We start from the raw sequence: 22,287 nt of genomic DNA, 5'->3' as shown, positions 1-22,287 counted from the left end.
CCAAGGAATGACCCGCATTCCCAATTTCGCCGATGTCGCCTTCCAGCCCGTTGCCGCGGCGATGCCGGGCGCGAGCGCCGAACCCTGGCTGACGCCCGAGGGCATTCCGGTGAAGTCCGTCTACGGCGAGGCCGATCTGGAAGGCATCGACTTCCTCGAGACCTGGCCGGGCATCGCGCCCTATCTGCGCGGCCCCTACCCGACCATGTATGTCAACCAGCCCTGGACCATCCGGCAATATGCCGGCTTCTCCACGGCGGAGGATTCCAACGCCTTCTACCGCCGCAACCTTGCCGCCGGACAGAAGGGCCTGTCGGTCGCGTTCGACCTCGCCACCCATCGCGGCTATGACTCGGATCATCCGCGCGTCTCCGGCGACGTCGGCATGGCCGGTGTCGCGATCGATTCCATCTACGACATGCGCACGCTGTTCGCCGGCATTCCGCTCGACCAGATGAGCGTGTCGATGACGATGAACGGCGCGGTGCTGCCGATCCTCGCGCTGTTCGTCGCAGCCGCCGAGGAACAAGGCGTGCCACCGGAAAAACTGTCGGGCACCATTCAGAACGACATTCTGAAAGAGTTCATGGTGCGCAACACCTATATCTATCCGCCGACGCCCTCGATGCGGATCATCTCGGATATCTTCGCCTACACCTCGCAGCGGATGCCGAAATACAATTCGATCTCGATCTCCGGCTACCACATGCAGGAAGCCGGCGCGACGCAGGACCTCGAGCTCGCCTATACGCTGGCCGACGGCGTCGAATATCTGCGCGCCGGGCTTGCCGCGGGTCTCGACGTCGATCGTTTTGCCCCTCGCCTCTCTTTCTTCTGGGCGATAGGCATGAACTTCTTCATGGAAGTCGCCAAGATGCGCGCCGCACGGCTGCTGTGGGCCAAGCTGCTCAAGCAGTTCAACCCGAAGGACCCGCGCTCGCTCAGCTTGCGCACGCATTGCCAGACCTCGGGCTGGTCGCTGACCGCGCAGGACGTGTTCAACAATGTGATGCGCACCACCATCGAGGCGATGGCGGCAACCCAGGGCCACACCCAGTCGCTGCACACCAACGCGCTCGACGAAGCGCTGGCGCTGCCGACCGATTTCTCGGCGCGCATCGCCCGCAACACCCAGCTGTTCCTGCAGCAGGAGAGCGGCACCAACCGCATCATCGATCCCTGGGGCGGCTCGTACTATGTCGAGCGGCTGACCCAGGATCTCGCGGCAAAGGCCTGGGGTCACATCCAGGAGGTCGAGGAACTCGGCGGCATGGCCAAGGCGATCGAGGCCGGCGTGCCGAAGCTCAGAATCGAGGAAGCCTCCGCCAAGACGCAGGCCCGGATCGATGCCGGCCGCCAGGCGGTGATCGGCGTCAACAAGTTCAAGCCGGAGAACGAACGGCCGATCGACGTCTTGAAGGTGGAGAACTCCACCGTGCGGCGGCTCCAGATCGACAAACTGGCGCGGCTCAAGAAGGAGCGTAACCAGAAGGACGTCGATGCGGCGCTGGCCGCGTTGACCCGCTCGGCGGGCGAAGGCAACGGCAATCTGCTGGCGCTGGCGATCGACGCCGCGCGCGCAAAGGCCACCGTCGGCGAGATTTCAGACGCCATGGAAAAGGTGTTCGGCCGCCACCGTGCCGAGATCAAGTCCATCACCGGCGTCTACAAGCGAGAGGCAGCGGCGATGTCCAACAAGGTCGAAAAGGTGCAGGCGCTGATCGACGCCTTCGAAGAGGCCGAGGGCCGCCGCCCGCGCATCCTGGTCGCCAAGATCGGCCAGGACGGCCACGACCGCGGCCAGAAGGTGATCGCATCCGCCTTCGCCGATGTCGGCTTCGACGTCGATATCGGGCCGCTGTTCGCAACCGCCGACGAGGCCGCCCGGCAGGCGGTCGAGAACGACGTCCACATTCTCGGCGTCTCCTCGCTCGCAGCAGCGCATCTCACCGCGGTGCCGGAATTGAAGGCGGCGCTGAAGAAGCACGGCCGCGAGGACATCATGATCATCATCGGCGGCGTGGTGCCGCCGCAGGATTACGATGCGCTCTATGCCGCCGGCGCCGAGGCGATCTTCCCGCCGGGCACGGTGATCTCGGACGCCGCCGAGGAGCTGATCCACAAGCTCAACACGCGGCTCGGCCATAGCGCGGCGGCGGAGTAACGCTGCCGCCTTCGCCTCCCTCACTTGGAGTTTTCCATGCGCGCCGCTCGCTCGATGACGCCTGCCCGCATCATGGATCTTGCCGGCCTGCTGGCCTGCCTCTGCCTTCCTGCGCGCGCCGTCGATCCAAAGCCCGACGCCGCGATCAAGAATGCGAGCATAGAGGCCAACGTCTATCTCGACGACAAGATCAAGGCAGATAGCGCACTGGCGGCCGACTGCCTCGCCGAAGGCCGGAAGTGGATCGACAAGAACGCCGCGGAGGCAGCTTCCGCGCGCAAGGACGAGCCTGAGCTCTTCAAAGACCGCGGCGGCTATTCATTCGAGCGCAAATATTCAGTGCGCTCCGTCGTCGACGGCCGCTATGTCAGCGTGCTGCGTGACGATTACATGGACACGCTCGGCGCGCATCCGAACACCGACGTCAACACCATCCTGTGGGATACGACGGCGAAAAAGCGCATCAGCATCCGTCCCTTCTTCACCGAGACGGCGGACAACGGCCCGACTCTGACGGCGATGCGCAAGGCGATCGTCTCGGCGCTGAACGCCGAGAAGAAGCGGCGCGGCGCCGGCGAGACCGCAACCGCCGAGTGGTACAAGGAGCTGAAGCCGACCCTGCTCAAGATCGGCGCCGTGACGCTGGCGCCGTCGACCGAAGCCGGCAAGAGCTCCGGCCTCACCTTCCACTACCCGCCCTACGCCGTCGGCCCCTATGCTGAAGGCCAGTATGTCGTCTTCGTGCCGTGGGAGACGCTGAAGCCGTACCTGACGGCGGAAGGCGCGAAGATCTTTGGCGGCGCACGGCCGAAGGCCGACGCGGACGATCAGCCGCAATAGCCGCTTCAGCAGGCTCAGCCTGGCTGACGCGCCAGCGCTCTGACCAGGGAGCCGGTCCAGTCCGGGATCCACGCCTGGAACTGGCTGTGCCAGCGATCGGCGTCAGCAGGCGCGGTGTCGAGCTTGACCGACCATTCGATGAAGGTGCGGTTGCCCTCGACGACCGGCAGCAGATGCATCGTGCCCTCGTAATGGGTCGGCTGCGGCGCGTCCGAACCGGCATCCGACAGAAACGGCAGCGGCTCGATGCTGGCATAGGTCAGCGAATGCTGCGTGTCCGAGTGGCCCGCAAGACGTTGCCTGACCCAGAGCCCGAGATAGCAGAAGCGCCTGACAGCACCGACCTGGTCGCCGCGCTTGTCGTCCTCGATCACGCTTTCGCTGACGCCCTCGATATAGGCCGGGTAATTGTTGAAGTCGCGGATCAGCGACCACACGGTATCGAGCGGATGGTCGAGAACGGTGCTGTAATAGGCTCGGGTCATGGCAGGCTCCGGATGTTGGTCCGCAGTGATGCGGAACGCGCCCTGATCAACCGCATGGCATCGACCGCGCCCACCCGATTTCCGATCTCGCGATTGATCGGGGACGAGTGCGGACTCCGCCCTCGCCTGCAACCGGCAGCCGTTGTAAACCAAGGCCCATGACCTCGCCGAAGCCCGCCTCTCCCGACATCCACGCCCTCGCCAAGCAGCTCCGCGCCGGCCACCGCGCCGCGCTGGCGCGGGCGATCACGCTGGTCGAGAGCCGGCGCGGCGACCACCAGGCGGCGGCGCGCGAGCTGGTGCAGGCGCTGTTGCCCGACACCGGCAAGGCGGTGCGGGTCGGCATCACCGGCTCGCCCGGCGTCGGCAAGTCGACCACCATCGATGCGCTCGGCATGTTCCTGATCGAGCGCGGCCACAAGGTCGCGGTGCTTGCTGTCGATCCCTCCTCGGCGCGCACCGGCGGCTCGATCCTCGGCGACAAGACGCGGATGGCGCGGCTCGCCGTCTCCGACCAGGCCTTCATCCGCCCCTCGCCGTCCTCCGGAACGCTCGGCGGCGTCGCGGCGAAGACCCGCGAAGCGATGCTGTTGTGCGAGGCCGCCGGCTTCGACGTCGTGCTGGTCGAGACCGTCGGCATCGGCCAGTCCGAGACCGCGGTCTGCGACATGACCGACTTCTTCCTGGCGCTGATGCTGCCGGGCGCCGGCGACGAGCTGCAAGGCATCAAGAAGGGTCTCGTCGAGCTCGCCGACATGATCGCGATCAACAAGGCCGACGGCGACAACCTCAAGCGCGCCAACCTCGCCGCCGCCGATTATCGCAGCGCGCTGCATATTCTCGCGCCGCGCTCCGAGCACTGGCATCCGCCGGTCGAGACCTATTCCGCGCTGACCGGCGCCGGGCTCGACCGGCTCTGGCAGAAGATCCTCGAGCACCGCACCGCGATGAATGCCTCGGGCGAATTCGAGGCTCGCCGCAGGGAGCAGCAGGTGAAGTGGATGTGGTCGATGCTGGAGGGCCGGATGATGGCGCGGCTGCGCTCAGACGCTGCGATCCGCGCCAGGGTGAAGAAGATGGAGGCCGAGGTCGCCGGCGGCCGCATCTCGCCCGCGGTCGCCGCCGAGCAGATCGCGGAGATGCTGCATTGAGCGGCAAACTGCGCATCATCATCACCGGCTTCGGGCCGTTCCCGGGTGCGCCGTTCAACCCGACCATGCCACTGGTGAAGCGGCTGACCGCCCTGCGCCGCCCGGCTTTCGACAACGTCGCGCTGACGAGCCACATCTTCGACGTCACCTATGCTGCCGTCGATCGCGAATTGCCCGAGCTGATCGCAACGCGTCGCCCGCAGGCGCTGTTGATGTTCGGCCTCGCCGGCCGCAGCTCGCATCTGCGGATCGAGAGCCGCGCCCGCAATGCGGTCACGACCCGTTTCCCCGATGCCGGCCGCCAGCATGCGCGCAAGGGATCGATCGAGGGCGGCGCCGATGCGAGGCTGTTCGGGCCGCACAGCGAAAGGCTGCTGCGCGCGGCGCTGGCCACCGGCATCGATGCACGGATGTCCCGCGATGCCGGCAGCTATCTCTGCAACTATCTGAGCTGGCGCGCGATCGAGGCCGTCAACGGCGACAACGAGTTGCGCCTCGCGCAATTCGTCCATGTCCCGCCGCTCGCCCATGACGGCACGGCCGCATCAGGCAAATCATCCATCACGCTGGAAGCGCTGGTCGATGCCGGCGAAGCCATGCTGCTGGAGCTGGTGAAACTGACCCGGCAGGCTGCGCGCGCGTGAGCGACGTGGCTTCAACGATGACCAATGCGGGGCAGTGCCGGTTTTGCCAATTCGGGGACGATGGTAGAGTACTGGCAGTGACGTTCTCAGCCGAACAACAGGATTGAGAGGCGTGAGCGATGCGCGTCGAGAAGAGATTGGAGCAACTTGGCCTTGTGCTTCCTCAACCCGCCAAGGTGCCGCCGGGCATAAACGTTCCGTTCGCGTGGGTTCGCGTCCACGGCGACCGGGCTTACGCATCCGGTCATGGGCCCCTCAATCCCGACGGCACTCCAGCCGGGCCATTTGGGCAGGTCGGCGCTGAGGTATCTGCCGAGCAAGCCCACATCGCCGCGCGCCGCGCGGCCTTGGCTATGCTCAGCAGCCTTCGCCAAGCGCTCGGCGACCTGGACAGAATCTCGGCATGGCTGACGGTTTCAGGTATGGTGAGCGTCGCGCCAGGCTTTTTTGCCACGACCAACGTCATCAATGGTTGCTCGGACGTCTTGCTGGAGGCATTTGGCCCGGATGCCGGTGCGCATGCACGGACCGCTATCGGCATCACCCACCTTCCGCTCAATCTCCCCGTCGTGATCGCCGCAGAACTAGCCGTCCGCTGACGCCCCCGGATGCGACATGAGGTGATCGGCCAAGGCCACTGGCTGACGCGATCCCAATCACCCGCATGAGTCAGCTGTCCCCCGCAAGCCTGGGGCTGCGCACGCGAGAAATTTGCAATTTCACAGAGTGTAAATCGACCTCTTGCGGCCGTAAAGACCACCCAAAGCCCACCGGTCATGCCTGTCCATCGGTTGACGATCAAAGTCGCTCGCAAGAGTTTATCCACCGAGACCGACACTCCGCAGAGTGAAGCGGATCTCTTCTGAGAATGTTTCGATTAGATGGAGTTGCGGGTGGATAAGTCTCCATACAGCGGGGCGGCGCTTGCCGGAATAGTTCGCCTCGGTGACTTGCCGGTTAGTCGATTGGGCTTCGGCGCAATGCGCCTCTGCGGAGATTCAGCCTGGGGAAGACCAAGGGACCGAGGGCACGCCAATCGGGTTCTGCATCGCGCGATCGAGCTTGGCGTGAATCTGATCGACACGGCGGATAGCTACGGCCCCGAGGCGAATGAGTCACAGATTTCGGAGGCGCTGTATCCTTACCCGCCGGGTTTGGTCATTGCCACCAAGGGCGGCCTGGTGCGACCAAACCGCCGATCCTGGATCGAGGACGGTCGCCCCGACCATTTGCGGCGCGCGGTTGAAGGCAGCTTGCAACGGTTGCGGCTGGAGCGCATCGATTTGTATCAACTCCACGCGCCTGACCCCAATGTGCCATTTGCCGAGTCGATGGAAGCATTGGCTGATTTGAAGCGCGCAGGCAAAATTCGCCATATCGGCATTTCGAACGTGACGGTTGATCAGCTCGAAGCGGCGCGCTCCATCACACCAATCGTGTCGGTTCAGAACCCGTATAATCTGCGAAACCGAACCAGCGAAGACGTACTCGCCGCGTGCGAGCGTCTTGGAATTGCTTTTCTGCCCTGGTATCCGCTGGGCGGCAAACGCGGCCTGAAGGCGCTCAAGGTCAAGCAAGTTGCCTCGCGTCGCGGTCTCACGCATGCCGCCTTGTCCCTCGCGTGGCTGCTGGCAAAGTCACCTGTCATGCTGCCTATCCCCGGCACGCGATCCATCGATCACCTGGAGGATAATGTGCGTGCGGCCGCCCTCAAGCTTGCGCCGGAAGACATCGCCGATTTGGGATGAACGCTTCGGGTCAGATCCGGCGCATGTCGCGAGAATGCGGATGTGTGACTCACAACTGGCGCAACAAATTCAGTGTCGCCCCGGCCTAGTGCGCAATTGCGCACGGGGCCGGGATTCATAACCGCCGATGCTGCTTCTTGCGCAACGCTGGTACGCCGAGTCCCACCTACAACATCCGCCGCAGCGTATGGGTCCCGACCTTCGCCGGGACGACGCTTGGGAATGAGCCATGGGCCCTTATTCTCCTGCTGCACCGGAGGTTAACCCTACCGCCAACAATCGCCCGGCTGCGTCGGCGTGTTCACCATGCCGCGCCGCATTTCGCGCTACCACTCGGGCGCGAACGTCACCGCTGGCGACTATTTGCGAGGGCTGTGCCCATGGACGTCAACCGCCGCCATCTGATCGGAGCCTCCGCCGCCGGCGTCGCCGGCGCGCTTGCGATGTCGCCGGATGCTGCGCCCGCCGCGCAGTCGGCCGGCTCGCTCGGCCGCGACGTGACGCAATATGGCGTCCGTGCCGGCAGCCCCGACGACCAGACCCGCAATTTGCAGCGCGCGATCGATGATGCCGCGCGCGCGCAAGTGCCGCTGGCGTTTCCGCCCGGCGTCTACCGCACCGGCCTGTTGCGGCTTGCGCCCGGCAGCCAGCTGATCGGCGTCCGCGGCGCCAGCCGGCTGGTGTTCAATGGCGGCGCCTCGCTGCTGGAAGGCGAAGGCGCCAGCGGCATCGTCCTGATGGGCCTGAGCTTCGACGGCGGCAACGTTCCGCTGCCTGCGCGGCGCGGCCTCGTGCATTGCCTGTCCGGCCGCGACATCCGCATCACCGATTGCCAATTCACCGGCAGCGGCGGCGCCGGCATCTGGTTCGAGCAGATGTCGGGCGACGTCAGCAACAACATCTTCACCGATATCGCGAGCACAGCGCTGGTGTCGTTCGACGCGCTCGGCCTGATGGTCTCGCGCAACACCATCAAGGGCACCAGCGACAACGGCATCGAGATCCTGCGCACCGCAATCGGCGATGACGGCTCGATCGTCGCCGACAACCGCATCGAGGACATCAAGGCCGGCCCCGGCGGCTCCGGACAGTACGGCAACGCCGTCAACGCCTTCCGCGCCGGCAATGTGATCGTGCGCGGCAACCGCATCAAGAACTGCGACTTCTCGGCGGTGCGCGGCAATTCGGCCTCCAACATCCACATCACGGACAACAGCGTCAGCAATGTCCGCGAGGTCGCGCTCTATTCGGAGTTCTCGTTCGAGGCCGCGGTCATCGCCAACAACACCGTCGACGGCGCCGCGATCGGCGTCTCCGTGTGCAATTTCAACGAAGGCGGCCGCATCGCGGTGGTCCAGGGCAACATCATCCGCAATTTGTTGCCGAAACGCCCCGTTGGCACCGACCCGAACGACGGGGCCGGCATCGGCATCTATGTCGAGGCCGACAGCGCCGTTACCGGCAATGTGATCGAGAACGCACCGACCTTCGGCATCGTCGCCGGCTGGGGCAAGTATCTGCGCGACGTCGCAATCTCAGGCAATGTCGTGCGCAAGGCGTTCGTCGGCATCGGCGTCTCGGTGGTGCCGGGCGCCGGCATCGCGCTGATCAACAACAACATGATCTCGGAAACCCCGCGCGGCGCGGTGGTCGGGCTCGACCACGCCCGCCCGATCACGACCGACCTGTCAGTGGGCGGCGCCCAGCAATATGCGCAGCTCGTGGTCGGCGCGAACGCGGTGCGGCGCTAACCTTCGGCCTACAGCGCGTTGCGCAGCAACGGATAGCGCCGCTGGATGGTGTCGAGATCGAGCACCGGCGGCGGCATCACCGGAGGGGGCATCTCCATCGGCGGCGCGTCAGCCACAACGAGCGGCTGCTCCAGGACCTCGGCTGCCGTTTCCATCGCGGCCGCGACCGCGGTCATCGCCGCCTCCGCCAATGTCGCAGCCTCCGAGCGGCGCTCTGGCACCGACGAGATTTCGGGCGGCGGCAATTTCGACTTGCCGCGGCCGAGCCAGGACAGATCGATCGGCGAATTGTCGAGCGAAGCTTCGCGGGTCAGCAACTCCCGCCAGATGTCGACCGCGGCCCGTGCTTCCCTGACGTTCTCAAGAAAGGCCTGCTCGCTGTGATAGCGGCGCCAGCGTCCGGTTTCGAACAACTCGTTGAGGTGCTCCAGCCTTTGCTCGGCGAGGTTGCACCAGCGTGCAACGATCTCCTGGCCCCTGGCCACGTCGGTCCGATGTGTCATTCAACTTGCCCGCAGGGAAAGAAACGGACGCAGACGCAACCGAACCGAATCAACTGGACGTGACACTGATATTCTGTGGAAAAGGTAAACAAAGTCTAACTAAATTCTTAATCGCGGACGGGCGATGAAGGAAGTCCGCTCCACTACGGAGTTCCTTGCCCGAACCATCGTCAAGTCACCGACTTGCATGGTGGCGATGCGCGTCGCTTCCGAACGCTGCGCAGCCGAACGATCCACAGCAAACGGCCGCCGCCGTCGCGCGCATCCCATCGCGATCGCCCAGCGTGATCACATCCGGCCCGTTCGTCATGCAAGGGGTGCCCCCAAAATGAAAGACCCGTCCGGGGGGACAACCGGACGGGTCAAAGCCATATGGGCGCTTGGGGTGGATGGGCGCTCGCGCCTGATACAGCCGGGGAGGGATAAACCGCTCCCACACAGATAAGTCGTGAGAGGGCGGCGGACGTTCAAATCGCCGGCGATTTTTTTAGCCTTTCGCAGCCCGGTTCCATCGCACCGTTGCAGGCGATCGGCGCCGAAAATCACTGTGCAGCACGGGGATTTGCTGCGGAATCGTCCGATGCGATCGAGGGTGCGGGTTCATTCAACGCGCGGCTCACGGAAGTGTTATTGCCGTCCGCCTCATGTGCAGGCTGCGATGGTTTGTCCACGGTGGTCGCGACGGGCGCACTGGTCGCCGCCATCACCGCAGCAAGCGCGTCCGCCTCCCCCGCCCCGAACAGATCGTCACGTCCCGGTGTCCCGAGGTCGCGGTCTGTGCCGGTCAGGACCTTGCGCACCTCGGCGGGCTTCAATGCCGGACTGCGCTCCAGCACCAGCGCCGCGATGCCGCTGACGAACGCGGCCGAAAATGAGGTGCCCGACATCAGCTAGTACTTGCCGTCCGGCACCGGCACCAGCAGATCGGCGCCCGGCGCCGCCAACGCGATGTAGCTGCCGCGGTTCGAGGCCGCCATCAACCGCTCGCCGGCATCGATGCCGCCGACCGCGATCACGTCGGGATTGGCGGCCGGATAGAGCGGCGGCGATTTCGGGCCGGCATTGCCGGCCGCGGCAACCAGCACGACGTCCTTTTCCGCGGCGGCGGCCACGGCACGCGCGACAAGTGCGTCCTGCGGTCCGGCGAAGCTCATGTTCACGATCTGCGCGCCGTGCGCCACCGCGTAATCGAGACTCCTGAGGATCACACAGGATGTGCTCTCGGCGCCGCCGGCGGCCACACCGAAGGCGCTGATCGCCAGGATCCGCACTTCCGGCGCACTCCCCGTCAGCCTGACGCGCGCCGCGATCTCGCCGGCGACGGCGGTGCCGTGGGCATGCGGGCCATCCTTGCTGCCGAGCGCATCGAAGGTATCCGCGACCGTGTTGGCCAGTTCCGGATGGGCGGCATCAATGCCGGAGTCGATGACGGCGATGGTGACGTTCATCCCGCGCGCCAGCCTGTGCGCCTCGGGCAGATGCAGCTGCGTCTGGGCATATTGCGCCGGATCACTGCCGCCCGCTGCCGACTTCTGGTCTTGCAGCGCGTAACGGTAGTTCGGCTGCACGGAGCGGACGCTGCTGTCGCTTGCGAGGTCGCGGGCCACCGCATCGACGGAGCGATTGCCGGCGGTGCGGAACAGGCCGATCGTCGCGCCCAGCAACGGGATATTCTGCGAAGCGATCCGCCTCAGGCCATGGCGACGCGCCAGCGCGTCGGTCTGGGTCTCGGTCAATGCGCCATCGATCTCCGCCACGAGTTCGTTCGGCACGGTTCGCGTGCCCGCCACGTCCTGCGCGCGTATGCTGCCGCCACCGCCGGCCCTGCCCTTCCTCGCAGCGCCCTTGCCGCCACCGTTGACTGCGACCGGCCGGCCGGAGCATCGGCGCGTGCCGTCGTCGCAATCGGCAGAGAAGCGGGGGGCGTCGCGTGCAAGGGACGGTGGTCTGCTCGATCGCGGCCCGTCGTCGGTCCACGACGTAGCCGGACCGTGGAGCGGCGCGCGGCCGGCCGCGCCGTCCCACCCGCCTCCGGCCCTGCCGATGCCGGGATTGACCCGCGGCCCGACGGAAAGCTGCGGCCCGCCGCCGATCGGCGATCGCGTGAACCCTTGGGAATACGTGGAGTTGGGAAGACAAACCAGCAACAACACCGCAGCCGCAATGGCCGCTCTGTTCGTCGATCTGGTCCGGCCGTTGGCGGTCATGATGACCTCAACTCGGCGCAGACCGTCAGCTGCCGTTTACGGCGTCTCGACCGCGAGCCTGACGATCTTCTCTTTCTGCAAGCGGGCAATCAGCGCCGCGACGCTGTCCTTGTCCATCGCGCGGAACTGCAACCGGAACATCCCAGCCTTACCGTCGATGATCGAGCCCTGGTAGTCGTCCAGCAGCGACGTGATGTCGGCGATCCTGGCATCCGGCGTGAAGCGCACCAACAGCCGCGTCGGTGCCGCCGCCACGCTGGCGCCGAGGTCGCGGGTGATCGGCGCACTGGGTGCAATGGCCGCGCTCGGCGCGGTGGGGGCGCTGCGTTGTTCGGCAGCATCAAGCGAGGCGGTCTGGAACGAGGCCGGCTCGCTGCGCATCAGCACCGCACCGATCACGCCCGCCTGCAGCAGCACCACGAGCGCACCGAGGCTGGACGACCAGGCCAGCGTCCGCGGCGACAATTTTGAAAAGAACTCCGAGACGGAGGCCGACACGCGCGCACCCGCCGACGGCTTGCGCTCTGGCTCGGCATCAATCGCGGCAAACAGCTTCTGCATGGCACGCGCCGACGGCGCACCGAGGCTCTCGTTGAGGCCGATCGTCTCAGCATATTCCTCGCGGATGACGGCATACTGCCTGGCCAGCTCCGGATCGGAAGCGAGCGCGTCCTCGACGCGGCGCGCGTCACGCGCGTTCAGCGTGCCGGCCGCGTGCCAGGGCAGCAGCATCTCGACATCGTCAGGATCCTGACCCTGCACTTTTTTGTTGCTCGCAGCCATCATGGCCAACCTCGCTCGACACCGGCTGCCTTCAGCAACTCGGCAAGTTTCTTGCGCGCATAGAACAGGCGCGTCTTCACGGTGTTCTCCGGAATCCCGACGATCTCTGCGACGTCTTCCACGGATTTCTCGTGATAGTAGACAAGATCGACAATTTCCCGGTGTTCCGCCGATAGTCCCGTCAGGCACTTACGCAGCGTGTCACCCGTGTCCTTCTTCTGCACCACCGTTTCCGGATCGTCGGACGTGTCCTCGATCGCGTTCGCGGCCTCATCGTCCAGTTCGGCGTCCTTCCTTCGCCGCAGCGAAGACAACGCCTTGAACCGGGTAATCGCCAGAAGCCAGGTCGAAACGGCGGATCGTCCCTCGAATTTGCCCGCCTGACGCCACACGTCCAGAAAGACCTCGCTAATGAGATCCTCCGCCACCTGTTCGTCCCGCACGAGCCGAAGCCCGAAGCGGTACACCCTGACATGATGCCGTCCGTACAGCACCTGCATGGCGAGCCGGTCGCCTTGAGCGATCCGAGCGATCAGAACCTCGTCTGAAGCCGCCTGTGTCGCACTCAATGGCCGTCTCGCAAAGTTGGTCTGAGGGGGGTGGTGCGTGGTTCGACGCGAGAGGCAAGATTCTTCACATTACGGCAATGTGCGCACCGCATGTGTGATCTATGACACAGTCGACGATTCCAATCAGGAAAAATCGCCGAGGACTCGGTAAGCGGTATCATAATAGTGAAAACTCTCGCGGACTCTCAGCATCCGGCGCGACCATACCAAGGCTTTGCCGGCAAGCCAGCGCTGTCGTAAAGCGAGCGCCGCCGCAAGCCCCCGCCCCGATCGCTCCGGCCCCGGCTGGGCGAACGGATTCCCCTTACGAAACAAGGGTGATGACCGGGTTTCACCGGAGCAGATTCGGTTCCGAAAGATACCAAACCTAAAGGCTTTCCCACTTAGATTTTCGCCGGATTTCAGCAATGGCGAGACCATGGGCAGCGCTGCGTCGTCACTTCCCAGCCCGATCGCGGATGCATCGGAAAGCGGCCGTCCAAGGCTGACGCGCGAGCGCCTGGCTCGCCGGGCCAAGCAGCGCCGCCAGATCCAGTCGATGATCGCCGCCTGCTTCGTGCTCGATGCCGTCGTGCTGCTGATCTACTCGCATGCCGGCACCACGTCGGTCCTGGTGGCGGCCGGCTACGCCCTGACCGGCCTCTCCCTCGTCGCCATCTATGTGCTGCTTTCGGAGCGCGGCTTTCACGAGCGCTTCCGCGACCACTATCTGGTCGCGCCGCAATCGGCCGTCAACATGGTGAACCTGCTGGTGTTCACCTACATCGCGCCGGAAGTCGGCGTGCTGTTCCTCTGCAACCTGTTCGTGGTGTTCGGCTTCGGTGCGCTGCGTACCTCGGCGCGGCAGACCGCTGTTGTCTGGACCATCATGGTGCTGGGCCTCGCCGCGCTGTTCCTCGGCACCGACAAGGCGATCGGGATGCCGACCGGCACACGGATCGACCGCCTCGCCACCATGCTGGTGTTCGCGCTGACGATCGGGCGCTGCATGTGTCTCGGCATCTTCTCGAGCTCGATGCAGCAATCGCTGTATCAGAGCGGGGTGAAGCTGAAGGAGGCCTACCGGCGCATCGAGGAACTCGCCGAGCTCGACGAATTGACCGGCACCTCCAACCGCCGCAGCATCATGCGCACGCTCGAGGAGGAGATCGCGCGCTGCGCCCGCAACGGCAGCTCCTGCGCCGTGGCGCTGATCGACCTCGACCATTTCAAGCGTATCAACGACGTCTACGGCCATCCGATCGGCGACGAGGCGCTGCGCACCTTCGCCATCGGCATGTTCGCCAATCTCCGCAGCATCGATCGCTTCGGCCGTTACGGCGGCGAGGAATTCCTGCTGGTGCTGCCCGACCTGTCGCAGGATCAGGCGATGCGCGCGCTCGAGCGGCTGCGCGCGATCATCGCCGGTCTCGACTGGAGCGCATTCTCGCCCGGCATGCAGGTGACGATCTCCGCGGGCGTCACGACGCTCAAGCCGCACGAAAACTCCGACACATTACTCGCCCGCGCCGATGGCGCGCTTTATGCAGCCAAGGCGCGAGGGCGCAACCGCATCGCCAGTGCCTAACACCCTTTCATTTCGCTATTCGGCGCCGGAGAATCCGTCGCCACTGCTCCAGGACAGAGTCATGAGTTCGAAGCCCGAGACCGCCCCCGAAAGTCTGCTCGACGAGCTGCAGACGACCCTCGCGCACGGCACCGTCGCACGCCGTGTCGAGACGCTGCGCCGCGTGACCGACCTCTTCATCAACGGATCGGTCAACTATTCGGACCAGCAGATCGTGCTGTTCGACGACGTTTTCCAATGCCTGCTCGAGCACATCGAAAATTCGGCCAAGGCGCTGCTCGCCAACCGCCTCGCCCCGATCGAGACCGCGCCGCCGCAGACCATCCGTACCCTTGCATTCGACGACCTGATCGAGGTCGCAGGCCCCGTGCTGACGCTGTCGCCGCGGCTCGACGACGACACCCTGATCGAGACCGCGCGGAGCAAGAGCCAGGCCCATCTGCTCGCGATCTCCAACCGCAAGACGCTGAGCGGCGCCGTCACCGACGTGCTGGTGCTGCGCGGCAACGACGAGGTGATCCAGAGCGCGGTCAACAATCCCGGTGCGGAATTCACCGAGCGCGGCTTCACCCGGCTGGTCAGCCGCGCCGAGGGCGACGACAATCTGTCGACCTGCGTCGGCCTGCGCCCCAACATCCCGCGGCATCTCTATCTCAAGCTGGTCGCCAAGGCCTCGGACACGGTCAGGCAACGGCTCGAGGCTGCCAATCCGCAGCAGGCCAAGGAGATTCCGATCGCGGTGAAGGAAGCGACGCGACGCGCGCGCTCGGCGCCCGCCGCCGTGACGCCGGACACCACGATCGCGCATGCGCTGGTCAAGTCGCTCTACCAGGACGGCCGGCTCGACGAATTCCAGCTCGCAGCCTTCGCCGAGGCCGGCAAGTTCGACGAGACCAATGCCTCGCTTGCCGCGCTCGCCAATGTTTCGGTCAGCATCGCCGAGAACATGATGATCGAAACCCGCGCCGAGGGCGTGATGATCCTGGCCAAGGTCTCGGGCCTGTCATGGTCGACGGTGCGGTCGATCATCAATCTGCGCGACGACATCTCGGGCGGTGAGCCGACCGATTTGCAGGCCTGCAAGGACACCTATGAGCGGCTGCGGCCGTCGACCGCGCAGCAGGTGCTGCGCTTCCATCGCATGCAGCAGTCCGCGCCCGCGGCCTAATATCTTAGCGCCCTCGATCCCATCAGCGCGCCGACGCTTGCGACGATCGCGGTCGCCAGCGTGTACCAGGTAGCAACGAACAGCGGCGAGTCATCGGTGCAGTGCGATGCATAGACGGTGGCCGCGAGGCCTGCCGAGAGCAGGCCTGCCACCGCGCCTGCGACCGCCGGCCGCGCCGGCGCGCCCTGCCGCAGCCCGTACAGCGCACCGACCAAGAGCGGCAGCGACATTGCGGGGATCGCGGTCATGCACGCCACCGAGTTCTTGCCGATCAGCCGCGTCATCATCGGCGTGCGCTGCGGCATCATCATCTCGCCGCTGATCGCGGCAACGAGGATGCCGGCGGGGATCAGCAGCCACCAGCCGAAGCTGCGCAGCGAGGCTTCAGGCCGCGACAGATGCAGGCTGACCGCGATCGCCGAGGCGGCGAGCGCCAGCGTCACCGCGAACTTCAGGTCGAAGAACGGATTATGCATCGCGGTCATCACGTCGGGCCGCACGCCGAGCTCGGCGAAGAAGATCAGCAGCGAGACCGGCGCCGCCGCCAGCAGCGCCAGCATCAGCGCTAGGCCAATCGGACGCGCGCGATAGGCATTGTCGGCGGTCAGGGTGCGAATGAGTTGATCCGTGTCCATGCTCATCGGTCCCGTAATTTCGCGGTCAGGCTCGCAAGCCCACGATGCAGCGCAACCCGTACCGCGCCCTCGGTCATCGCGAATTTCGCCGCGGTGTCCTTGATCGAGGTGCTGTCGACCGCGATCGATTGCAGCACGTCGCGCTGCCGCGCGGGCAACGCCTGCAACTGGGCGGTCACCTCGCCGGGCGACGCCGTCGGCTCCGGTGTTTCTCCCGGCAGCGTCTCGGCGAAATCATCGATATTGACGAAGATGCGCCTGCCGCGGCGGCGCAGGGCGTCGATCAGCTTGTTGCGTGCGATCGCGAACAGCCACGGCGCGAACGGCGCACTGGTGTCCCAGGTCTGTCGCTTCAAATGCACCGCCAACAAGATGTCCTGCACGATGTCCTCGGACTGATCGACCGGTTGTCCCGCGCGCGCCAAGCCACGTCGCGCCGCGGCACGGAGTACCGGCGTGATGGCCTTGAGCAAGCGATGATACGCCGCGTCATCGCCTGAAATGGCCGACCGCATCAGGTCAGTCCATTCATCCTCACGTTCGCGCACGCAGGCTCCTGAATTGCAATTCGACCGATCTTTCAGTTTGTTACGCGGCACGCCAAGGACATCACGAATTCGTGATGATCGTCCCCAAGCAGGGCCGCGCCGAGGATCAGCCTCAAAGAATCGCTCCGGCGGGTTTGCAGACGGAAGGGCTCATAACACCGATCGGTCCGGCACGCATCGGTGCTGCTGGTGCCGGCGATCCACTCGGACGAAATTGCCCAGCTTTTGCCCTCTGATGCCCGAAGATTCCCTTTTTTTGCCCCGGTGTAGACACGCAGCGGGGTCTCATTTCGCGTTCGGGACGGGCGAAATGGGGAGATCATCAGAATGAAGATCAGAGCCAGCGGGCGCTTGGCCTTGATGGTTGCGACAGGGCTGACAGGGTTTTGTGTGTGTTTCGCCGGACCGTTGCCGGCGTATGCGGCCGGTTCGGAGCCCGCCGCGGCGAAATCCGACAATGCTTCAACCGACAAGTCCGCGGACCAGAGTTCGCGGCATGGCCGACGCCATGCGCGCCACCAGTCTTCCAAGACGACTGACAAGACGGCCGACAAATCCGAGAGCAAGAAGGCCACGAACGGTGCCGGCAGCGTGACGTCGGCGGGCATGCCCGCTACGGTCGCCAATGCCAATGCGGAGCTGACGTCCGGCGACGGTAATGCGAGCACGGCGCCCGCCAGCGTCAATCCGGTGATGGCCGCCTCCGACAAGCCCGGCGACGCGCAACCCGACGGCAGCGTGGTCGCATCCGACCAGCTCAACGACCTCGACCGGGCCCTGCAGCAGGAGCAGCCGGCGGAACAACCGCAACCGGTTCAACCGCAGACCGCCCAGCAGGAGGCGCCGCCGACGCAGCCGCCGCCTGCCGCCGTAGCGGCACCCAAGCCGGCCCCGGTTCTGGCGAGTAGCGACAGTGCGAATTGGGACCAGACCTCGCTGATCGGGAAGATCTTCATCGGCTTCGGCGCCCTGCTCACGGTGGCCTCCGCAGCGCGTATGTTCATGGCCTAGGCCGAGGTCCTCGCGGCTTGCGGCGCGGTGCGCCGCACCGCGGCCCAAAGCCTCGCTTCAGCCACTTGAAGCGCATCCCGCCAGCGGGCACATTGCGCCGCAAATCAGGCACGGGGTTTGCGTCATGGCTACGTTCGAATTCATCATTGTCGAAAGCAAGGGACCGGTCGGCGTCATCACGCTGAACCGGCCCAAAATGCTGAATGCGCTGTCGTTCGGCGTGTTCCGCGAGATCGCCGCGGCGGTGGACGATCTCGAGGCAGACGACAAGATCGGCTGCATCCTGATCACCGGCAGCGAGAAGGCCTTCGCGGCCGGCGCCGACATCAAGGAGATGCAGCCGAAGGGCTTCATCGACATGTTCAACAGCGACTTCACCGCCATCGGCGGCGACCGTGTTGCCCGTTGCCGCAAGCCGACCATTGCGGCGGTCGCGGGCTATGCGCTCGGCGGCGGCTGCGAGCTTGCGATGATGTGCGACATCATCATCGCCGCCGACAACGCCAAGTTCGGCCAGCCGGAGATCACCCTCGGCACCATCCCGGGCATCGGCGGCACACAGCGGCTGACCCGCGCGATCGGCAAGTCGAAGGCGATGGATCTCTGCCTGACCGGACGCATGATGGATGCGGCGGAAGCCGAACGCTCGGGCCTGGTGTCACGGATCGTTCAGGCCGACAAGCTGCTGGAAGAGGCGCTCGCCGCGGCCGAGAAGATCGCCTCGATGTCGCGTCCGGCCACCGCGATGGCCAAGGAAGCCATCAACCGCGCGTTCGAGACGCCGCTCTCTGAAGGCATGAATGTCGAGCGCAACCTGTTTCACTCGACCTTCGCGCTCGAGGATCGGTCGGAGGGCATGGCCGCCTTCATCGAGAAGCGCAAGCCGGTCAACAAGAACCGCTAGTTCACGCGGCTCCGTTGCAGCGCTGCGGTGACGAGCGCGCGATAGGCGCGCTCGGCGAAATGCGTCGGCTTGTCGAGACCGAGCCGCGCCAGGCATTCGCGATCGGCGGCGTCAGGCGGATGCCGCATCCCCTGCCACAGCAGGCCGGCGAGTTGCAGCGGGGTGCGCTGCGCCTGCTGCAAGATCTGCAGGGCCGGAATCAGCCGTTGCTCGACGTCGGTGAAGTCACTGCCGAACGGAAATGACGGCAGCAGCCCTGCGTCACGCGCGGGCTTCAGCGCCATGCTGATGCGCTCGGGATAATTTTCGCGGTGAGCGGCCGGGATTTCATGGCTGCGCGGCAGCTTGCCGGCATCCTTGGCCTGCCGCATCAACTCGCCCTGGAAGCGCGAGTCCGAGACCTGCAACATTGCGGCGATCACGTCGGCATCGGATTTCCCTCTGACGTCGGCGACGCCATATTCGGTGACGAAGATATCGCGCAGGTGGCGCGGAATGGTCTCGTGACCGTAGGACCAGCGGATGTTCGACTGCGTCTGCTTGCCGGACGGATGGGTGGCCTCCAGCGCGAGCACCGAGCGCGCGCCCTCGAGCGCGAATGCCTGCGCGACGAAATTGTACTGGCCGCCGACGCCGCTCACGACCTGGCCGTTCTCAAGCCCGTCGGAGATCGCAGCGCCGAGCAGCGTCGCCATCATCGCGTTGTTGACGAAACGCGCATCGATGCGGGCGCGGCGCTTGCCATCCTCGTCGCCGAAGATCTCGTTGGTGAAGGACACCGGCATCATCTGGATTCGCGCCAGCTGCTCGCCCGTCATCTCGCGCAGCGCCCGATAGAAGGATTGCGGCCCCAGGAAGAATGCGCCGTGCAGGATCACGCCATCAACGTCGCGCTTGAGGATGCCGGCATCGATCAGCCCGAGGAAAGCCTCGAACAGCATCTCGCTGACGCCATAGAGGCCCTTCTCGAACGGCCCGGTCTCGGCCGCCGCAAGCTGTACGGTACCGGGTGCAAGGCGCTGCATGATGCCGTGGAATTGCGCGTTGTTGCGGTGACGCACCACGAGCCCCTGTGCCAGTGCATCGCCGACCTGCCCGATCCCGATCTGCAGCGTGCCGCCGTCGCGGACCAGACCCGCGGCATGCAATCCGATCGCATATTTGGTGTCGCTGATCGGCTCCGACGGCGGCGCGAACAGCGGGAAATCGGTGTCGGGACTGTCGAGCATCGCATCGAATTCATCCGCTGGCAGATCGCCGGGCCCCGGCATGAACGGCAGCTCGGAATTGACCTGACCGATCAGCTTGAATGACGCCCGCCCCTGCGCGCGGGCGCGCAGCACGTCGAGCGTCGTGTCGGTGTTGCAGCTCAAACTGTAGCGCGGCACGCCGTCCACCACGCGCTTGGCGACGAGTTGAGGCACGACATTCAGGCCGCGCGACAGCAGGTACGCCGCCGCGTGGGTGTAATTGGCCGAGATGTAGTGCTGCTGGGCGAACGGCTGATGCAGCCACTGTCCTGCGAGGAAGAAGAACTCGATCACCTTGATGTTGGGTGGAAGCGCGCCGCGATGCAGCGCCTCCGCATAGGCGAGATCCGGATAACCGCCGAACAGGCGATCGATCACCGGGCCGATGAAGCGCTGTTCGAGCAGGCTCTTCGGTTTCGGCTTCTCCAGAGTCAGCGCCGAGAACAGCGTCAGATTAATCGAGCGGTCGGCGACCGCCCGCGCATACAGCGCGTTGACAATGTGGTTGGCCTTGCCAAGGCCAAGCGGCAGCCCCACCACAAGTTCGGTTCCGACGTCACGAACGATATGCTCCGCGATCGCCTCGGGGTCAGAGAAGAATTTAGGCATCTGCGATCAACCCGGGCAAGGCAGTGGATGACCGGCCGCGCTGAATCGGCGGCCGGCGGTTCGAACTTATACTTCATATGACAATTGCGCTCGCCTGTGACGAACCGGCAACAGACAACAACCGAAATGATGTGCAGATGTTGCGCAGCGGTTTGCCTGTGGCGGCGGCGCCCCGTAAACAGGTAGATGTGTCGAACGGCATCGGCGAGAGCGGATTGCCGGGGTTTTGGTTTGCGGGATCACATGGTTGGGCGTGCCGCTGATATTGGCGACGTAGCGAGGCGCGTGCTTTTGTCGGGCATCGGCCTTGGTGCACTGGCCTGCGCGCTGCTGACAAGCCCCGCGGTCCGCGCCGAGAGCCTGCCGGAAGCCCTGGTCAAGGCGTATCAGACCAATCCGCAGCTCAATGCCGAACGGGCGCGCCAGCGCGCGACCGACGAGAACGTGCCGCAGGCGCTGGCTGGCTACCGCCCCCAGATCAGCGCCGGCCTCTCGCTCGGCCTGCAGGCCGTGCGCGATCAGCTGCCCGGCAACGTCATCCAGGGCGCGACGCTGAAGCCCTGGCAGATCGGGGTCACCGTGACCCAGACCCTGTTCAACGGCTTCAAGACCGCCAACAGCGTCCGCGTCGCCGAACTGCAGGTGCAGTCCGGCCGCGAGGCCCTGCGCAATGTTGGCCAGGGCGTGTTGCTCGACGCCGTCACCGCCTATACCAACGTGCTGGCCAACCAGACCCTGGTCGAGGCGCAGCGCGCCAACGTCGCGTTCCTGAAGGAGACCCAGGCGATCACCCAGCGCCGCCTCAATGCCGGCGACGTCACGCCGACCGATACTGCGCAAGCCGAGGCCCGGCTCAACCGCGGCCTGTCCGATCTCAACGCCGCCGAGGTCAACTTCGCGATCAGCCAGGCGACCTATTCGCAGGTGGTCGGCAGCGCGCCGTCGCAATTGCGTCCGGCCGAGACCATCGACCGGCTGCTGCCGCGCAGCCGCGAGGATTCGATCGCGCTTGCGGTGCGCGAGCATCCGGCAGTGATGGCTGCGGGCTTCGACGTCGACGTCGCCTCGACCTCGATCCGCGTCGCCGAGAGCAGCCTGATGCCGAACGTCACCCTGCAAGGCAGCGTCAGCCGCAGCCGCGACAGCGACCCAACGCTGGGTACTTTCGGGACCGACCAGGCCTCGGTGATCGGCCAGGTCACGCAGCCGATCTACGACGGCGGCACCGCGGCCTCGCAGACCCGGCAGGCCAAGGAAGTGGCGGCGCAGAGCCGGCTCGTGCTGGACCAGGTCCGCAACCAGGCCAAGACCGCCGTGGTCAGCGCCTGGGTCGCCAATGAGGGCGCCAAGATAGCGGTGTCGGCCTCCGAGTCCGAGGTGAAGGCCGCGGAGGTTGCGCTCGCCGGCGTGCAGAAGGAAGCCGCCGGCGGCCAGCGCACCACGGTCGACGTGCTCAACGCCCAGCAGGATCTGATCACGGCGCGGGCCCGGCTGATCGGCGCGCAGCGCGACCGCGTGATCGCCTGCTATACGCTGCTCAGCGCGACCGGGCGTCTCGACGTCAAGACGCTCAATCTCAAGACGCCCGACTATCTGCCCGAGGTGCACTACCATCAGGTGCGCGACGCCTGGCACGGCCTGCGCACGCCGTCGGGACAATAGGCTTTAGGGAACCGTTCGCACTGCGAACCTGCCCTTTCCGCCCGCTCTCTCCGCCGATAACCTCCGCCCCCGCCGGCCATCAACAATG

20 protein-coding genes and 1 pseudogene are annotated in these 22,287 nt (G+C 65.5%); 12 read left to right on the top strand and 9 right to left on the bottom strand.

Annotated features, from left to right (window positions below; genetic code table 11):
- The first annotated feature begins 7 nt into the window (after window positions 1–7).
- Entirely contained in the window at window positions 8–2,164 is a 2,157-nt protein-coding gene (scpA, locus tag ACE103_RS14260; protein ID WP_375779936.1) for a methylmalonyl-CoA mutase, read from the top strand.
- Between the two features lie 36 nt (window positions 2,165–2,200).
- Window positions 2,201–3,004: a DUF3298 domain-containing protein gene (locus ACE103_RS14255; RefSeq protein WP_375779935.1), complete on the top strand. Its 804-nt coding sequence runs from the start codon at window positions 2,201–2,203 to the stop codon at window positions 3,002–3,004.
- Window positions 3,005–3,018: 14 nt separating this feature from the next.
- Here the strand turns inward: ACE103_RS14255 and ACE103_RS14250 are convergent, their stop codons facing one another.
- The gene (locus ACE103_RS14250; RefSeq protein ID WP_375779934.1) at window positions 3,019–3,489 is read right to left on the bottom strand and encodes an SRPBCC family protein; all 471 of its coding nucleotides are present in this window, start codon (window positions 3,487–3,489) and stop codon (window positions 3,019–3,021) included.
- Window positions 3,490–3,647: 158 nt separating this feature from the next.
- On the opposite strand from ACE103_RS14250, the gene meaB reads away from it, so the two are divergent.
- From meaB to ACE103_RS14225, 5 genes are all read left to right on the top strand, one after another.
- Complete coding sequence (meaB, locus tag ACE103_RS14245) at window positions 3,648–4,640, top strand: methylmalonyl Co-A mutase-associated GTPase MeaB (protein ID WP_223968273.1); 993 nt, start codon at window positions 3,648–3,650, stop codon at window positions 4,638–4,640.
- On the top strand, window positions 4,637–5,284 hold the full coding sequence (locus ACE103_RS14240; protein WP_375779933.1) for a pyroglutamyl-peptidase I: 648 nt from the start codon (window positions 4,637–4,639) through the stop codon (window positions 5,282–5,284). Before meaB ends, ACE103_RS14240 begins: the two co-directional genes overlap by 4 nt.
- A gap of 119 nt (window positions 5,285–5,403) precedes the next feature.
- Entirely contained in the window at window positions 5,404–5,883 is a 480-nt protein-coding gene (locus ACE103_RS14235; RefSeq protein WP_375779932.1) for a RidA family protein, read from the top strand.
- Window positions 5,884–6,165: 282 nt separating this feature from the next.
- Complete coding sequence (locus ACE103_RS14230) at window positions 6,166–7,032, top strand: aldo/keto reductase (RefSeq protein ID WP_375779931.1); 867 nt, start codon at window positions 6,166–6,168, stop codon at window positions 7,030–7,032.
- 380 nt (window positions 7,033–7,412) lie between these two features.
- Complete coding sequence (locus tag ACE103_RS14225; RefSeq protein WP_375779930.1) at window positions 7,413–8,783, top strand: TIGR03808 family TAT-translocated repetitive protein; 1,371 nt, start codon at window positions 7,413–7,415, stop codon at window positions 8,781–8,783.
- A gap of 8 nt (window positions 8,784–8,791) precedes the next feature.
- On the opposite strand, the gene ACE103_RS14220 is transcribed toward ACE103_RS14225, so the two are convergent.
- The 4 genes and pseudogenes from ACE103_RS14220 to ACE103_RS14205 all read right to left on the bottom strand — a co-directional run bounded on the left by ACE103_RS14220 (window position 8,792) and on the right by ACE103_RS14205 (window position 12,845).
- Window positions 8,792–9,286: a TIGR03809 family protein gene (locus tag ACE103_RS14220; protein ID WP_375779929.1), complete on the bottom strand. Its 495-nt coding sequence runs from the start codon at window positions 9,284–9,286 to the stop codon at window positions 8,792–8,794.
- 542 nt (window positions 9,287–9,828) lie between these two features.
- Window positions 9,829–11,493: pseudogene (locus ACE103_RS14215) on the bottom strand (S8 family serine peptidase).
- 36 nt (window positions 11,494–11,529) lie between these two features.
- Window positions 11,530–12,276, bottom strand: coding sequence for a hypothetical protein (locus ACE103_RS14210; RefSeq protein WP_375781105.1), 747 nt, complete (start codon window positions 12,274–12,276; stop codon window positions 11,530–11,532).
- Window positions 12,276–12,845, bottom strand: a complete 570-nt coding sequence (locus ACE103_RS14205; RefSeq protein ID WP_092125157.1) for a sigma-70 family RNA polymerase sigma factor — start codon at window positions 12,843–12,845, stop codon at window positions 12,276–12,278. The genes ACE103_RS14210 and ACE103_RS14205 overlap by 1 nt, the downstream gene beginning before the upstream one ends.
- A 418-nt stretch (window positions 12,846–13,263) precedes the next feature.
- On the opposite strand from ACE103_RS14205, the gene ACE103_RS14200 reads away from it, so the two are divergent.
- Both ACE103_RS14200 and ACE103_RS14195 read left to right on the top strand, forming a co-directional pair.
- The gene (locus ACE103_RS14200) at window positions 13,264–14,412 is read left to right on the top strand and encodes a GGDEF domain-containing protein (RefSeq protein WP_375779928.1); all 1,149 of its coding nucleotides are present in this window, start codon (window positions 13,264–13,266) and stop codon (window positions 14,410–14,412) included.
- A 61-nt stretch (window positions 14,413–14,473) separates the two neighbouring features.
- Entirely contained in the window at window positions 14,474–15,580 is a 1,107-nt protein-coding gene (locus tag ACE103_RS14195) for a DUF2336 domain-containing protein (protein ID WP_173641768.1), read from the top strand.
- Here ACE103_RS14195 and ACE103_RS14190 read toward each other — a convergent pair.
- Genes ACE103_RS14190 through ACE103_RS14180 form a run of 3 tightly spaced genes read right to left on the bottom strand, consistent with a single transcriptional unit; the run spans window position 15,577 to window position 17,371 of the window.
- On the bottom strand, window positions 15,577–16,215 hold the full coding sequence (locus ACE103_RS14190; protein ID WP_375779927.1) for an NrsF family protein: 639 nt from the start codon (window positions 16,213–16,215) through the stop codon (window positions 15,577–15,579). The two genes, ACE103_RS14195 and ACE103_RS14190, sit on opposite strands and share 4 nt — an antisense overlap.
- Window positions 16,216–16,217: 2 nt before the next feature.
- A complete protein-coding gene (locus tag ACE103_RS14185) occupies window positions 16,218–16,763 on the bottom strand; it encodes a sigma-70 family RNA polymerase sigma factor (protein WP_212311080.1) in 546 nt (181 codons plus the stop codon).
- A 32-nt stretch (window positions 16,764–16,795) separates the two neighbouring features.
- On the bottom strand, window positions 16,796–17,371 hold the full coding sequence (locus tag ACE103_RS14180; RefSeq protein WP_375779926.1) for a hypothetical protein: 576 nt from the start codon (window positions 17,369–17,371) through the stop codon (window positions 16,796–16,798).
- On the opposite strand from ACE103_RS14180, the gene ACE103_RS14175 reads away from it, so the two are divergent.
- Complete coding sequence (locus ACE103_RS14175; RefSeq protein WP_375779925.1) at window positions 17,370–17,774, top strand: hypothetical protein; 405 nt, start codon at window positions 17,370–17,372, stop codon at window positions 17,772–17,774. The two genes, ACE103_RS14180 and ACE103_RS14175, sit on opposite strands and share 2 nt — an antisense overlap.
- A gap of 124 nt (window positions 17,775–17,898) precedes the next feature.
- A complete protein-coding gene (locus ACE103_RS14170; protein ID WP_375779924.1) occupies window positions 17,899–18,678 on the top strand; it encodes an enoyl-CoA hydratase in 780 nt (259 codons plus the stop codon).
- On the opposite strand, the gene ACE103_RS14165 is transcribed toward ACE103_RS14170, so the two are convergent.
- Window positions 18,675–20,537 (bottom strand): acetyl-CoA hydrolase/transferase C-terminal domain-containing protein, encoded by a 1,863-nt coding sequence (locus tag ACE103_RS14165; protein ID WP_375779923.1) that lies wholly within the window; start codon window positions 20,535–20,537, stop codon window positions 18,675–18,677. The two genes, ACE103_RS14170 and ACE103_RS14165, sit on opposite strands and share 4 nt — an antisense overlap.
- A 243-nt stretch (window positions 20,538–20,780) precedes the next feature.
- Between ACE103_RS14165 and ACE103_RS14160 the strand changes: the two genes are divergently transcribed.
- Window positions 20,781–22,199, top strand: coding sequence for a TolC family outer membrane protein (locus ACE103_RS14160; RefSeq protein WP_375779922.1), 1,419 nt, complete (start codon window positions 20,781–20,783; stop codon window positions 22,197–22,199).
- The last annotated feature ends 88 nt before the right edge of the window (window positions 22,200–22,287 follow it).

The sequence above is a fragment of the Bradyrhizobium sp. ma5 genome, from assembly GCF_042258955.1.
Lineage (GTDB): Bacteria > Pseudomonadota > Alphaproteobacteria > Rhizobiales > Xanthobacteraceae > Bradyrhizobium.
The sequence above is the reverse complement of the archived record's forward strand: the minus strand, read 5'-3'. Positions and strand labels throughout refer to the sequence as shown.

What these genes read in the sequence shown, in the direction of transcription:
- ACE103_RS14255 (WP_375779935.1), top strand. Translation starts at nt 2,201, where the DNA reads ATGCGCGCCGCTCGCTCGATGACGCCTGCCCGCATCATGGATCTTGCC.
- ACE103_RS14180 (WP_375779926.1), bottom strand. Translation starts at nt 17,371, where the DNA reads ATGCCCGCCGACGTCACGCTGCCGGCACCGTTCGTGGCCTTCTTGCTC.
- ACE103_RS14200 (WP_375779928.1), top strand. Translation starts at nt 13,264, where the DNA reads ATGGGCAGCGCTGCGTCGTCACTTCCCAGCCCGATCGCGGATGCATCG.
- ACE103_RS14225 (WP_375779930.1), top strand. Translation starts at nt 7,413, where the DNA reads ATGGACGTCAACCGCCGCCATCTGATCGGAGCCTCCGCCGCCGGCGTC.
- ACE103_RS14220 (WP_375779929.1), bottom strand. Translation starts at nt 9,286, where the DNA reads ATGACACATCGGACCGACGTGGCCAGGGGCCAGGAGATCGTTGCACGC.
- meaB (WP_223968273.1), top strand. Translation starts at nt 3,648, where the DNA reads ATGACCTCGCCGAAGCCCGCCTCTCCCGACATCCACGCCCTCGCCAAG.
- ACE103_RS14175 (WP_375779925.1), top strand. Translation starts at nt 17,370, where the DNA reads ATGCCCGCTACGGTCGCCAATGCCAATGCGGAGCTGACGTCCGGCGAC.
- ACE103_RS14210 (WP_375781105.1), bottom strand. Translation starts at nt 12,276, where the DNA reads ATGGCTGCGAGCAACAAAAAAGTGCAGGGTCAGGATCCTGACGATGTC.
- ACE103_RS14230 (WP_375779931.1), top strand. Translation starts at nt 6,166, where the DNA reads ATGGAGTTGCGGGTGGATAAGTCTCCATACAGCGGGGCGGCGCTTGCC.
- ACE103_RS14235 (WP_375779932.1), top strand. Translation starts at nt 5,404, where the DNA reads ATGCGCGTCGAGAAGAGATTGGAGCAACTTGGCCTTGTGCTTCCTCAA.
- ACE103_RS14195 (WP_173641768.1), top strand. Translation starts at nt 14,474, where the DNA reads ATGAGTTCGAAGCCCGAGACCGCCCCCGAAAGTCTGCTCGACGAGCTG.
- ACE103_RS14160 (WP_375779922.1), top strand. Translation starts at nt 20,781, where the DNA reads ATGGTTGGGCGTGCCGCTGATATTGGCGACGTAGCGAGGCGCGTGCTT.
- ACE103_RS14165 (WP_375779923.1), bottom strand. Translation starts at nt 20,537, where the DNA reads ATGCCTAAATTCTTCTCTGACCCCGAGGCGATCGCGGAGCATATCGTT.
- scpA (WP_375779936.1), top strand. Translation starts at nt 8, where the DNA reads ATGACCCGCATTCCCAATTTCGCCGATGTCGCCTTCCAGCCCGTTGCC.
- ACE103_RS14170 (WP_375779924.1), top strand. Translation starts at nt 17,899, where the DNA reads ATGGCTACGTTCGAATTCATCATTGTCGAAAGCAAGGGACCGGTCGGC.
- ACE103_RS14250 (WP_375779934.1), bottom strand. Translation starts at nt 3,489, where the DNA reads ATGACCCGAGCCTATTACAGCACCGTTCTCGACCATCCGCTCGATACC.
- ACE103_RS14190 (WP_375779927.1), bottom strand. Translation starts at nt 16,215, where the DNA reads ATGGACACGGATCAACTCATTCGCACCCTGACCGCCGACAATGCCTAT.